Source organism: Arcobacter ellisii (assembly GCF_003544915.1).
Taxonomy (GTDB): Bacteria; Campylobacterota; Campylobacteria; order Campylobacterales; family Arcobacteraceae; genus Aliarcobacter; species Aliarcobacter ellisii.
In genome coordinates this window covers 444,110-456,976 of the sequence record NZ_CP032097.1, presented here as the reverse complement: position 1 = coordinate 456,976, position 12,867 = coordinate 444,110, and the positions used below count along the sequence as shown (strand labels likewise).

General features: G+C 29.5%; 13 protein-coding genes. All 13 read left to right on the top strand.

The genetic code is table 11. The features are described 5' to 3' along the window. The first annotated feature begins 62 nt into the window (after nucleotides 1–62). The 13 genes from AELL_RS02335 (at nucleotide 63) to nuoL (ending at nucleotide 12,867) form a co-directional block, all read left to right on the top strand. Nucleotides 63–1,241 (top strand): MalY/PatB family protein, encoded by a 1,179-nt coding sequence (locus tag AELL_RS02335; RefSeq protein ID WP_226806004.1) that lies wholly within the window; start codon nucleotides 63–65, stop codon nucleotides 1,239–1,241. A 126-nt stretch (nucleotides 1,242–1,367) separates the two neighbouring features. Next, entirely contained in the window at nucleotides 1,368–1,730 is a 363-nt protein-coding gene (locus tag AELL_RS02330; RefSeq protein ID WP_118916398.1) for an NADH-quinone oxidoreductase subunit A, read from the top strand. Next, entirely contained in the window at nucleotides 1,721–2,236 is a 516-nt protein-coding gene (locus tag AELL_RS02325) for an NADH-quinone oxidoreductase subunit B (RefSeq protein ID WP_118916397.1), read from the top strand. Before AELL_RS02330 ends, AELL_RS02325 begins: the two co-directional genes overlap by 10 nt. After that, the gene (locus tag AELL_RS02320; RefSeq protein ID WP_118916396.1) at nucleotides 2,229–3,863 is read left to right on the top strand and encodes an NADH-quinone oxidoreductase subunit D; all 1,635 of its coding nucleotides are present in this window, start codon (nucleotides 2,229–2,231) and stop codon (nucleotides 3,861–3,863) included. The genes AELL_RS02325 and AELL_RS02320 overlap by 8 nt, the downstream gene beginning before the upstream one ends. Then, the gene (gene nuoE / locus AELL_RS02315) at nucleotides 3,860–4,345 is read left to right on the top strand and encodes an NADH-quinone oxidoreductase subunit NuoE (protein ID WP_118916395.1); all 486 of its coding nucleotides are present in this window, start codon (nucleotides 3,860–3,862) and stop codon (nucleotides 4,343–4,345) included. Before AELL_RS02320 ends, nuoE begins: the two co-directional genes overlap by 4 nt. Then, entirely contained in the window at nucleotides 4,335–5,585 is a 1,251-nt protein-coding gene (nuoF, locus tag AELL_RS02310; protein ID WP_118916394.1) for an NADH-quinone oxidoreductase subunit NuoF, read from the top strand. Before nuoE ends, nuoF begins: the two co-directional genes overlap by 11 nt. Before the next feature lie 31 nt (nucleotides 5,586–5,616). Beyond that, nucleotides 5,617–6,903 carry a citrate synthase gene (locus AELL_RS02305; RefSeq protein WP_118916393.1) on the top strand — a complete coding sequence of 429 codons (1,287 nt, stop codon included), beginning with the start codon at nucleotides 5,617–5,619 and terminating at the stop codon, nucleotides 6,901–6,903. Nucleotides 6,904–6,936: 33 nt separating this feature from the next. Continuing rightward, nucleotides 6,937–8,373 carry an NADH-quinone oxidoreductase subunit G gene (locus AELL_RS02300; RefSeq protein WP_118916392.1) on the top strand — a complete coding sequence of 479 codons (1,437 nt, stop codon included), beginning with the start codon at nucleotides 6,937–6,939 and terminating at the stop codon, nucleotides 8,371–8,373. After that, nucleotides 8,370–9,644 carry a complex I subunit 1/NuoH family protein gene (locus AELL_RS02295; protein WP_118916391.1) on the top strand — a complete coding sequence of 425 codons (1,275 nt, stop codon included), beginning with the start codon at nucleotides 8,370–8,372 and terminating at the stop codon, nucleotides 9,642–9,644. The genes AELL_RS02300 and AELL_RS02295 overlap by 4 nt, the downstream gene beginning before the upstream one ends. Nucleotide 9,645: 1 nt before the next feature. Then, entirely contained in the window at nucleotides 9,646–10,146 is a 501-nt protein-coding gene (locus AELL_RS02290; protein WP_118916390.1) for a NuoI/complex I 23 kDa subunit family protein, read from the top strand. Then, complete coding sequence (locus tag AELL_RS02285; RefSeq protein ID WP_118916389.1) at nucleotides 10,146–10,667, top strand: NADH-quinone oxidoreductase subunit J family protein; 522 nt, start codon at nucleotides 10,146–10,148, stop codon at nucleotides 10,665–10,667. The genes AELL_RS02290 and AELL_RS02285 overlap by 1 nt, the downstream gene beginning before the upstream one ends. A gap of 2 nt (nucleotides 10,668–10,669) precedes the next feature. Then, nucleotides 10,670–10,984 (top strand): NADH-quinone oxidoreductase subunit NuoK, encoded by a 315-nt coding sequence (gene nuoK / locus AELL_RS02280; protein WP_118916388.1) that lies wholly within the window; start codon nucleotides 10,670–10,672, stop codon nucleotides 10,982–10,984. Further along, on the top strand, nucleotides 10,981–12,867 hold the full coding sequence (gene nuoL / locus AELL_RS02275) for an NADH-quinone oxidoreductase subunit L (RefSeq protein ID WP_118916387.1): 1,887 nt from the start codon (nucleotides 10,981–10,983) through the stop codon (nucleotides 12,865–12,867). Before nuoK ends, nuoL begins: the two co-directional genes overlap by 4 nt.

Below are 12,867 nucleotides of genomic sequence, written 5' to 3'. Positions count from 1 at the left end.
ATTAAGTTAAAATCTTATATCATTTTATCTATAAAATATAGTTTATAATAGAGGTTTTACATATGCTTGATAATATTGAATACAATTTTGATGAAGAAATAAATAGAAAAAATACAAATTGTGCAAAATACGATGGTTTGAAAAAATATTTTGGATATGAAGACCTAAATCCACTTTGGGTTGCTGATATGGATTTTAAAACTCCCTCTTTTATAAATGATGAGATTATAAAAGCTGCTTCAAACTCATTGTATGGTTATAGTGTTGATACACCTAAACTTTATGCTTCAATTATAAACTGGCAAAAAAATGAACATAATTGGGAGATAAAACAACAAGATATTTTTATGATAAACGGTGTAGTTCCAGCTTATAGCGCTTGTATTGAAGCTTTTAGTGAAATCGGCGATGAAGTTATAGTTCAGACTCCGATTTATCCACCACTTTTTAAATGTGTTACAGCAAATGAAAGAAAAGTAGTTGTAAATGAACTAAAAAAAGATGAGTTTGGTTATTACACTATGGATTTAGAAGATTTAGAATCAAAAATCACCCCAAAAACAAAAATTCTAGCTCTTTGTTCTCCACACAATCCAGTTGGTCGAGTTTGGAGTAAAGAGGAACTTGAAAAATTAGCAAATATTTGTATAAAACACAATATCATAATAGTTTCAGATGAAATTCATAGTGATATCACATTCAAAAAATTCACTCCATTAGCTTCTATTTCAAAAGAGATAGCAAATCAAACAATAACTTTAAATAGTGCTGGAAAAACTTTTAATATTGCTGGACTTAATTGTGCTTATGCCATAAGTAAAAATGAAGAGCTTTTAAATAAATTTAAAAAAATTGCAATTAAAAGAGAGATTCATTCAATCAACTTTTTTGGATATGTTTCAACAAAAGCAGCTTATGAAAAAGGTTCACTTTTTGTAAAAGAGTTAAAAAGTTATATTATGAATAATATCTTATTTACAAAAAATTATTTTGAAAAAAATGAGATTAAAATTGATTTTTTTGTTCCTGAAGCAACCTATTTATTATGGCTTGATTTTTCAAAAGTAGAACTATCTCATAATGAAATAAAAAATATATTATTAACAAAATGCAAAATTGCTTTAAATGATGGTGTATCATTTGGTAGCAATGGAAATAAATATTTTAGATTAAATACTGCATTAAGTCAAAATGCCCTAAAAATAGCCTTAGAACAATTATCAAAAGAGTTTAAATTGTAACTTTTTGACAAAGTATTACATTTTTTCTCACTATTTCTATAATAGTTTGGAAATAGAGAAAAAACTTTATTATGTATAAAAAAAAAGTGTACAATCAATTTATAATATTAATAAATAGGAAATAAAATGTCGACTGAATTAATATTGGCTTCTGTTATTTTTGTTTCTATAGGACTTATTCTTTCTGGTGTATTTGTTTTAACTAGATTTATAGGCCCTAAAAATGAAAATTCAGAAATAAAAAATAGTGTTTACGAAAGTGGTATTACGAATCCTGTTGGAAATACAAATATTAGATTTTCTGTGAAGTTTTATTTAGTTGCCATCTCCTTTTTATTATTTGATGTGGAAATTGTTTTTATGTTTCCATGGGCAGTAAATGTGGCTGAATTAGGATATTATGGTCTTGTTAAAATGTTTATATTTATGGGATTATTGTTTGCTGGATTAATTTATATCTATAAGAAAAAGGCGCTATCATGGGATTAGGAGTTGAATCAAAATTAGGTGATTCTATAGTTACAACTAGACTTGATCACGCTATAAACTGGGGAAGATCATATTCACTTTGGCCAATGGCATTTGGAACTGCTTGTTGTGGTATCGAATTTATGGCTGTTGCTGGTTCAAAATATGATTTATCAAGATTTGGAGCAGAAGTAGTAAGATTTTCTCCAAGACAAGCAGATTTATTAATAGTTGCAGGAACTATTTCATACAAACAAGCACCGATTTTGAAAAAAATATATGAACAAATGTGTGAACCAAAATGGGTTATTTCTATGGGAGCTTGTGCTTGTAGTGGAGGTTTTTATGATAACTATACAACTGTTCAAGGAATTGATCAAATAATTCCTGTTGATGAATACATTGCAGGTTGTCCTCCAAGACCAGAAGCAGTTCTTGATGCAATTTTAAGAATTCAAGAAAAAGCAAATGATGAGTCGATTTTAAAAGATAGAGTAAAAGATTATAAAGGATTTTTAGATGTTTAATTGTGATATGTTAATCGATTCTAAAGATTTAAAATCGACTATTTCTAAACTTAAGAATGATGAAAATTATACAATATTGCTTGATATTACAGCAATTGACTACTCTAAATTTCCAGATATTACTCCTTCAAGATTTGCAGTTGTTTACATATTAAGAGATGAAACTTTTAAAAAACAAATTTCTATTAAATCTTTTATAAATGATGAAACTTTAGAAATCGATTCTCTTTGTGATTTATATGAATCAGCAAATTGGGCGGAAAGAGAAACTTATGACCAATATGGAATAAAATTTATTGGTCATCCTAACTTAAAAAGGGTTTTAAATCATCATCAATTTGTTGGTCATCCTCTAAGAAAAGATTATGAGACAACAAAAGGGCAAATCTGTACTAATACTGAAGATTTGATGGATGAAATGTTACCTTTACTTAAATCTAAAGATTATGATGATGAAGAGATAAAAGATTTAATGCTTTTAAATGTTGGACCTTCTCATCCAGCATCACATGGAACAATTAGAAATTTTGTTGCTATGGAAGGTGAAACTATCACTGCTTGTGTTACTGAGATTGGGTATTTACACAGAGGTTTTGAAAAATCTTGTGAAAATCATACCTATTCTCAAATTATTCCATATACTGATAGATTGAACTATTGTAGTGCTATTTTAAATAATATTGGATATTCAAAAGCTGTTGAAGAGATGCTTGGAATTGATATAACTCCAAGAGCCAAAATGATAAGAGTTATAATTGGAGAGTTAAGCAGAATCATCGATCATCTAGTTTGTAACGCAGCAAATATGGTTGACCTTGGTGGACTTACAAACTTTTGGTATCTATTTGCTCCAAGAGATAAAGCTTATGAATTATTATCAAAATTAACTGGTGCAAGACTTACAAATACATATACTAGAATTGGTGGATTAGAGTTTGATTTGTATGATGGCTTTAATGAAGATTTATTTGATGTTTTAAAAGATGTTGAAATTGCAATTGATGATGCTTTATCATTAATTGCACATAATAAAATCTTCTTAGATAGAACTCAAGATGTGGGGGTTATAAAAGCAGATTTTGCATTAAGAAATGGGATATCTGGACCAAATTTAAGAGCAGCTGGTGTTGCACACGATTTAAGAAAAGATTTGCCTTATTATGGTTACGAAAACTTTGATTTTGATGTAGTAATTGGAAGTCATGGGGATGTATATGACCGAATGATGTGTAGATTTGAAGAGATGAAACAATCTATTAGAATCATTAAACAAGCAATGAAAAATCTTCCAGATGGTGCTATAAATGTTGATGCACCAGGCGTGTTACTTCCTTCAAAAAAAGATGTTTATGGAAATATTGAAGGATTAATGAACCAGTTTAAACTTACTTTTGAAGGAATTAAAGTTCCAAAAGGTGAGTATTATTCTTCAACTGAAGCTGCAAATGGTGAATTAGGATTTTTTATAGTTAGTGATGGAAGTGGAAGACCTTATAAAGTTAAATGTAGACCACCATGTTTTTATTCACTAGCAGCTTATTCGAAAATTGTTGAAGGTGGTATGCTTGCTGATGCTGTTGTTACGATGGCTAGTATGAATTTTATTGCAGGGGAGTTTGATAGATGAGTAAATTTCAATACACACCTGAGAATGAAGCAAAATTCCAAGAGTATGTAAGTAGATATCCAAAAATTGATTCTTGTATGTTACCAGCTCTTTGGCTAGTTCAAGAACAAGAGGGATGGGTAAGTCCTGAGGCTATGGTTTACGTAGCTGAAAAATTAGGAAAAACTCCTATTCAAGTATATGAAGTTGCAACTTTTTATACAATGTTTAATTTAAAACCAATTGGCAAATATCATATTGAACTTTGTAAAACTGTTTCTTGTATGTTATGTGGAAGCCGTGAATTAAAACAACATATAAAAGAAACTATTGGTATTGATGCAGGACAAACAAGTGAAGATGGCTTATTTACATTAAGTGAAGTTGAGTGTCTTGGAGCTTGTGGAGGTGCACCTATGTTTGCATTAAATGGAGAGTATCACGAAAAATTAACTAAAGAAAAAGTTGATGAACTTATAAAGGAGTGCAAAAATGATAACTAAAATTGTAAGTAAAAATTTTGACATTCCAAATTCACATAAGCTTGAAGTTGCTCTAGAAAATGGTAGATACTCTTCAATTGATAAACTTTTTACTATGACTCCTGATGAAGTTACTGCTGAAGTAACTAAATCTGGACTTAGAGGAAAAGGTGGTGGTGGTGCTCCTTGTGGACCAAAATGGGAACTTATGCCACCAGTTGATGAACGTCCTAGATATTTAATAGTAAATGGGGATGAGAGTGAACCAGGAACTTTTAAAGATAGACAAATTTTTCAATATGACCCACATCTTTTAATAGAAGGAATTATCTGCACTTGTTATGCAATAAATGCCCACCATGCTTATATTTATATAAGAGGTGAATACAAATTTTTTATTGATAGAGTAAACGAAGCGATAAAAGAAGCTTACGAAAATAGAATAATTGGTGATAAAATCATGGACAAATATGATTTTAAACTTGATATTACAGTTCACAGAGGTGGTGGAGCTTATATTTGTGGAGAAAAATCTGCACTTATAGAATCACTTGAGGGAAAACGTGGACATCCAAGACTTAAACCACATGGTAAAGAGTGTGAATGGTTCTTTGATAATCCAGCAACTGTAAATAATGTAGAAACAATTGCCTCTGTTCCAAATATTGTAGAAAATGGAGCGCAAGGTTATACAAAATATGGTACAGAAAAATCACCAGGAACTATGCTTTTTGCTATTTCAGGACCTGTTAATAATCCAGGTGTTTATGAAATGGAATATGGAAATAAGATGATAGATTTTCTAAATATTCTTGGTGGTGGAATGAAAGATGGGAAAAAATTAAAAGCAATTATTCCAGGAGGTTCATCTTGTCCAATACTAACCGCTTCTGAAGTAGAAAAGGCCGTATTAGACTATGAATCAATGTGGGATATTGGTTCAACTTTAGGTACAGGAGGAATGATAGTAATTGATGAAGATACATCTATGGTTGATGTAGCAAAAAATATTATAGAATTTTATCACCATGAGTCTTGTGGTCAATGTACACCTTGTAGAGAGGGTACAGGATGGATAGATAAGATTTTAAGAAAAATCTTAAATGGTGATGCTTCAAACGAAGATTTAAAAACTATACTTGATGTTTGTAATACTATGAATGGAAAAACAATTTGTGTTTTTGCACCAGCAGTAAAAGATATCATTTCAAGTATTATTAAAAAATTCCCAGACGAATTTAAAACATATTTAAAAAACTAAAATTTAATTTATTTATAGGAGAAAAGAAATAATGGCAAAAAATACAATGACGTTGACAGACAATAGAAATGGTAAATCATATGAATATAACATTATAGATGGTACAAGAGGACCAAGCGTTGTAGATATATCTACTTTTTATAAAGATTCAGGTATGTTTACTTATGACCCTGGTTATACTTCAACTGCATCTTGTGAATCAAAAATCACATTTATTGATGGTGAAAACTCAGAATTAAGATATAGAGGATATGATATTTCAGAACTTGCTGGAAAACACTCTTTCTTAGACGTTTCTTATTTATTAATGAGAGGAAAACTTCCAACTCCTGAAGCTTCTAAAAACTTCGATTTAGAAATCAGACATAGATCTTTCTTAAATGAAGGAATCATTAGATTATTTGATGCATTACCAGATGGTGCTCACCCAATGGCAACTATGGGAGCTGCTACTATGGCACTTGCAGCATTTTATAAAGATCACTTACATTTAGAAGATGAAGAACAATTTAAAATGATGAGAAGAAGAATCTTAGCTAAAATGCCAGTTATTGCTGCTATGGCTTATAGAAATTCAATTGGTACTCCACTAATTTATCCAGATGTAAATAGATATTTCACTGAAAACTTCTTATATATGTTAAGAGCATATCCAGGTGGAAGAATGAAATATTTAGGTGATGGTAAAAATGATGAAATCAAACAAGTTGAAATCGATGCATTAGATGCTATTTTAACTTTACATGCTGATCACGAACAAAATGCTTCTACAACAACTGTAAGAAACGTTGGTTCAACTGAAGCTCACCCTTATGTTGCTATTGCTTCTGGTATTTCTGCACTTTGGGGATCTGCTCATGGTGGTGCTAATGAAAAAGTTATGGATCAATTAAAATTAATTGGTGATGTTAAAAATGTACCAACATATATTGCAAAAGCAAAAGATAAAAATGATCCATTTAGATTAATGGGATTCGGACACAGAGTTTATAAAAACAGAGACCCAAGAGCTGAAACATTAAAAGGATTACAAGACAAATTAAGAGAAGAGTTAAAACTAGACTCTAAATTACTTGATATTGCAGCAGCTGTAGAAGAAGCAGCATTAAGTGATGATTACTTCAAAGAAAGAGGTTTATATCCAAATATTGACTTCTATTCTGGTGTAATTTTAACTGCTTTAAAAATTCCTGTTGAGATGTTTACTCCAATCTTCGTTATTGGTAGAACGCCAGGATGGTTAGCACAATGGTCTGAATTAAAACAAGATCCAAAACACAAAATTGCAAGACCAAGACAATTATATACAGGTAATTAAAAAACAAAAAAAACTTAAGTCTAAGGGGTGTTTATGGCTGAGATAGTAAGTGTTACAATCAATGGTGTACAGATGCAAGCTACTAAAGGTAGCTTGTTGATTGATAAGTTACTGGATGAGAGCATTCATATCCCTCACTTTTGTTATCATCAAGCATTAGGAAAAGATGGAAACTGTAGAATGTGTATGGTTGAAATTGAAGGTCAAAAAAGACCCCAAATTGCTTGTGATACTCCTATAAAAGATGGGATGATTGTAAGAACTAAAGGCGAGAATATCGAAAAAGTTAGACGAGAAATTCTTGAACTTGAACTTATAAATCATCCAATTGACTGTCCTACTTGCGACCAAGCTGGAGAGTGTAAACTACAAGATTACTACATGGAATCAGGTTTTTATGAATCAAGAATAAATGTTGATTCAAAAAATCATGCAAGAAAAAGAGTTGATATTGGGTCTAATGTTATGTTGGATCAAGAAAGATGTGTACTTTGTACAAGATGTGTAAGATTCTGTTCTGATATTACAAAAACAAATGAATTAGGTGTTATTAGTCGGGCAGACCACTCAGTTATTGGAATTTTTCCAGGACGACCATTAAATAATCCTTATGCCATGAATGTTATTGATTTATGTCCTGTTGGTGCTTTAACAAATAAAGATTTTAGATTTAAACAAAGGGTTTGGTTTTTAGAAACTTTTGATTCAATTTGTAATGGTTGTTCAAAAGGTTGTAATATTTTTGTTGACCATAGAAAAGAAAAATATAAAGATGACCAAATTTTTAGATTTAGACCAAGAGTTAATAAAGCAATAAATGGTTGGTTTATGTGTGATGAAGGACGTCTGTCTTATTCAAAAGAGAATGAAAAAAGATTTGAAACTCCTTTAGTTAATAAAAATATCTCAGATATAAATACAACTATTGCAAATATTTTTAAAGAATTAACAACAAACAAAAATATTTTAATAGTATTAAGTGCAAATCTTTCTTATGAAGAGATGTTAAATGTAAAAAATTTAGCAACAAAATTAAATATTAATTTATCAGGATATTCACCAAACACAATTGATGAAAATTTTGGAGATGATTATTTAAGACAAAAAGATAAAACTTCAAATAGAGCCTCTTTTAAAGAATTAAATATAGATGAAACAAAAGAGTATTTTGAAAATAGTTTAAATAGTGCTTCTTTAGTAGTAATAATTGAAAATGATTTTTTTGAAAACAATACAAAATTATTAGAAAATAAAAAAGTTATCTCTTTTTTCAGTCATCTTTGTCTTACAATTGGTTATTCAAACATTGCTGTTCCTGTTGCTTCATTTTATGAAAAATCTGGAACTTATATCAACTGCGATGGAATTAAACAAAAAGTTATTTCAAAAATGAATAAAAATAATCCAATGCAAACTATAACAACAATTATAGAAAATCTTAAATCTATGATTGAAAAAGGAACTCTATGAGTAGCACAATTATAATTATAGTAAATATTGTAATAGCTGCATTATTAGCAGTTGGATTAACTCCTTTATTTGTTTGGTGGGAGAGAAGAGTATCAGGATTTATGCAAGATAGAAGTGGACCAAATAGATGTAATATTGGACCTTTTAGACTTGGAGGATTAATTCAAAGTTTTGCAGATATGTTAAAACTTGTTTTTAAAGAGGATTTTACTCCTTCTCATATTAGATATAAATTTTTCTTTACAGTTGCTCCTGTAATTGTATTTTTATGTTCTTTTTTAACTTTTGCAGTTATTCCATTTGCTGATGTTTTAGTTATAGATGGAAAAGAAAATATTATGCAAGCTATTCCAAATGAACTAGGAATTATGTGGTTTATAGCATTTGCTGGACTTAGTGTTTATGGAATAATTCTTGGAGGTTACTCTTCTGGGAGCAAATATGGACTTTTAGGATCAATTAGAGCTAGTGCTCAAGTTATTTCATACGAAGCAGCCATGGGACTTGCTATTATTTCTATGATTATCTCTTATGGTTCAATTCATTTAACAGATATGGTAAATGCACAAAGTGGAACTTATCTTGGTTTTATTCCAATGTGGGGAATATTTATTCAACCACTTGCAGCAATTATCTTTATAGTTTGTGCATTTGCAGAAACAAATAGAGCTCCTTTTGACTTAGCAGAAGGTGAATCAGAATTAGTTGCAGGTTATCATACAGAATATAGTGCAATGAAATTTGGTCTTTTTCAAGTTGGTGAATATGCTGCAATGAGTGCTTCAAGTGCTTTAATTGTGACTTTATTTTTCGGAGGTTATCAAATTCCTTGGTTAGATACTCACCAAATTCAAAGTAATATAAATTATGTTATTTTAGCAATTATTATAATACTTCCATTAAAAATTTTCTTTTTTACAAGATGGATGAAAAAAAATAATAAAGCAATTGGTGAAAATAAAAGTAGAGAAAAAGAGACAAAAATTTTAACTATTGCATTTTGGTCAATTTGTTTTGTTGTAGTTGCTCTTTTAATCTCATTTTTACTTACAGGACTTGGGACAAATGGTGTAAATATTACAACTGCAGTAATTCAAGTAGGAACTTTTTTAATTAAATTTTTTATGATGGCATTTGTTTATATTTGGGTTAGATGGACTGTTTTAAGATTTAGATATGATCAATTACAAATGTTGGGTTGGAAAGTTTTAATTCCATTAGCTCTTTTAAATATCGTAGTTACTGCGATTATAGTTGTAGTAGGAAAATAAAATGGCAATAAAAGTAGTACCAAGATATGGAAAATCATTTAAAGATAAGTTATATTTACCTGCAATTGCAGGAGGAATGAAAACAACTTTTAAACATTTCATAAAAAATTTAAGTGATATTGATAATTTAAAAACTATGCAATATCCAGAAGTTCAACCAACTGATTTGAATGAAAGATATAGAGGTGTTCATAGACTTACAAAATTTGATGATGGAAGTGAAAAATGTGTTGCTTGTTTTATGTGTGCAACAGCATGCCCTGCTGAATGTATTTTTATAGAAGCAGAAGAGAGATTTGATGAACACAATGAAAAAAGACCAAAAGAGTTTAAAATTGATTTACTAGAGTGTGTTTTTTGTGGATATTGTGTTGAAGCTTGTCCTTGTGATGCAATTAGAATGGATACTGGAATTTTTTCATTCACAGGTTCAAAAAGAGAAGATTTTGTCTTAGATAAAAAAGCTTTAATGGCTAATGAAAGAGCAAAGGATTTAGAATAATGGCTGATTTAATTTTTATTGCCTTAGCATTTTTTGCTATAACTGGGGCTATTGCTATGATTGTTTACCAAAGTCCAATGTATAGTGCACTTGGTGTTCTAGTTACAATGATGAGTGTTGCTGGAATGTTCGCTCTTTTAAATGCAACTTTTTTATTTTTAGTTCAAATAATAGTTTATGCAGGAGCTATTATGACTTTAATTCTTTTTATTTTGATGTTTTTAAATATCAAAGATGAAGATTTACCAAAAGAACCAAACAAATATAAACTTATTGCTTTAGGTGTTGCTATTATGATACCTTTAAATATTTTAGTTTTAAAAGCTATTTCAAATCTACCTTCAAAAGATTTATCAATAAGTGAAAGTGATTTTGGGGATATAAAACCTGTTGGACTTGAACTATATAATAATTGGATTATCTCTTTTGAGTTAATCTCTATTTTACTTCTAATAGCTCTTGTAGGTTCAGTTGTTCTTGCAAAAAAAAGAAAATCTAAACTAAATAGTAAGGAGGATTAGACATGATTTCACTAACATCCTATGCATTTGTTTCAATGATGTTATTTTCTATTGGGGCAATTGGTGTTATTTCAAGAAAAAATATTTTTGTTATTTATATGTCAATTGAAATGATGCTAAATGGAATCAACTTATTTTTAGTTACATTTGCAAGATATCATTTTAATTTAGATCCTCAAATAATTACAGTTATGGTTATATCTATTGCTGCTGCAGAAGCTGCGATTTTTCTATCTGTAATAATTTTATTATATAGATCAAGAAAATCTCTTGATACTGATATCTTTACAACTCTTTCACAAGGGGAAAAATCATGAATACCTCTTTATTAGTTTGGATTATTTTAGCTCCATTATTAGGAGCAATAGCAAATGCTTTTTTATATTTTTATCATATAAAAAAGCAAAAAGTATCAGAGATATATTTTGCACTAATTGGAACAATTACGCCTTTAATCTCATTTTTAATAACTCTTAATTTATTTCTTCAAATGTTAGAAGAGAAAGTTATATTTAAACAACATATTTTTACATGGTTAAATGTAGAAAAGTTAAATATTGAAATGAATTTTTTAGGAGATAATCTTTCAATATTTATGTCAATGTTTGTAACTTTTGTAGGTTGGTTAATCCATATTTATGCAATTGGTTACATGAAAAATGATGAAGGATTTGGTAAGTTCTTTGCTTATTTTAACCTCTTCTTAGCTTCAATGTTAATATTAGTTTTAGCAGATAATCCAATAATCTTATTTATCGGTTGGGAAGGTGTTGGAGTTTGTTCATATCTTCTAATCAAATTCTATTATGGGAACAAAGAGAATGTTCTTGCAGCTAATAAAGCATTTATAGTAAATAGAGTTGGAGATTTTGGTTTTTTACTAGGAGTTGTAACTCTATTTTTTGCATTAGGTCAAGTTGATTTATCATTTGGAACAATTGAAGCAAATATATCAAATGTTTCAAATGAATTATTGGTAATCTCAGGGTTTTTATTATTTGTTGGAGCAATGGGAAAATCAGCACAAATTCCACTTTATGTTTGGCTTCCTGATGCAATGGCAGGACCAACACCAATTTCAGCTTTAATTCATGCAGCAACAATGGTAACAGCTGGGGTTTACATGGTTGCAAGATTTCACTTTTTATATAGTGGAATTGAAGAAATTGGTTTATTTATTGCTTATATTGGAGCCATTTCAGCTCTACTAGCTGCAATTATAGCTACACGTCAAACGGATATTAAAAAAATACTTGCATATTCAACAATGAGTCAATTAGGTTATATGTTTATTGCTGTTGGTCTTGGATTTTATTCAACTGGGCTTTTCCATGTATTTACTCACGCATTTTTTAAAGCTATGTTATTTATGGGAGCAGGAGGAATTATTATCGCTCTACACCATGAACAAAATATCTTTAAAATTGCAAAACATAGAGCAAATCTTCCAATTATTGGATTTACTTTTTTAGTGGGAGTTATTGCAATTTCAGGAATACCTCCATTTTCTGGATTTTTCTCAAAAGATGCAATTTTAGCAGCAGCATTTCAAGAAGGGCAATATCTAATTTGGGCAATTGCACTATTTACAGCATTTTTGACAGCTTATTATATGTTTAGAATGTATTTTATTGTTTTTGTTGCACCAAATCATCACAATGAAGAGTATGTTTATACATCAAAAACTATTACTATTCCTTTATTAATTTTAGCAATTGGTGCAATTGGAGCAGGTTTTTTAAATCTTCCTGCAATTTTTGGAGGAAATCATTTTGTTGATACTTGGCTTTCTCAATTAAATTCAAAACATATTCATATGGACCATACAACTGAATATGTATTGATGGCGTTATCAATAATTGTTGCAGCAACAGGAATTATGGCAGCTTATGCAAAATATGCAAATTTTGATTTATCAAAACCAGAGAAAGAGATTGGATTTATTGGAAATAAATTTTATATTGATGAAATTTATGATTCATTATTTGTTCAACCAACAAAAGCTTTATCAACTTTTATAGACAAAATTATTGATGATAAAATTATTGATGCATTTATAATGAGTTCATCAACAACATTTATAAATATTGGTAAAAAAGTTGCAATGATACAAAATGCAAATGTTAGATTTTACGCAGCATTTATGTTAGTTGGTATGACTTGCATTTTTGTATATTTATATATTACTTTAGGATTATAA

Coding starts and splice junctions, on each gene's coding strand:
- AELL_RS02335 (WP_226806004.1), top strand. CDS start 63: ATGCTTGATAATATTGAATACAATTTTGATGAAGAAATAAATAGAAAA.
- AELL_RS02330 (WP_118916398.1), top strand. CDS start 1,368: ATGTCGACTGAATTAATATTGGCTTCTGTTATTTTTGTTTCTATAGGA.
- AELL_RS02325 (WP_118916397.1), top strand. CDS start 1,721: ATGGGATTAGGAGTTGAATCAAAATTAGGTGATTCTATAGTTACAACT.
- AELL_RS02320 (WP_118916396.1), top strand. CDS start 2,229: ATGTTTAATTGTGATATGTTAATCGATTCTAAAGATTTAAAATCGACT.
- nuoE (WP_118916395.1), top strand. CDS start 3,860: ATGAGTAAATTTCAATACACACCTGAGAATGAAGCAAAATTCCAAGAG.
- nuoF (WP_118916394.1), top strand. CDS start 4,335: ATGATAACTAAAATTGTAAGTAAAAATTTTGACATTCCAAATTCACAT.
- AELL_RS02305 (WP_118916393.1), top strand. CDS start 5,617: ATGGCAAAAAATACAATGACGTTGACAGACAATAGAAATGGTAAATCA.
- AELL_RS02300 (WP_118916392.1), top strand. CDS start 6,937: ATGGCTGAGATAGTAAGTGTTACAATCAATGGTGTACAGATGCAAGCT.
- AELL_RS02295 (WP_118916391.1), top strand. CDS start 8,370: ATGAGTAGCACAATTATAATTATAGTAAATATTGTAATAGCTGCATTA.
- AELL_RS02290 (WP_118916390.1), top strand. CDS start 9,646: ATGGCAATAAAAGTAGTACCAAGATATGGAAAATCATTTAAAGATAAG.
- AELL_RS02285 (WP_118916389.1), top strand. CDS start 10,146: ATGGCTGATTTAATTTTTATTGCCTTAGCATTTTTTGCTATAACTGGG.
- nuoK (WP_118916388.1), top strand. CDS start 10,670: ATGATTTCACTAACATCCTATGCATTTGTTTCAATGATGTTATTTTCT.
- nuoL (WP_118916387.1), top strand. CDS start 10,981: ATGAATACCTCTTTATTAGTTTGGATTATTTTAGCTCCATTATTAGGA.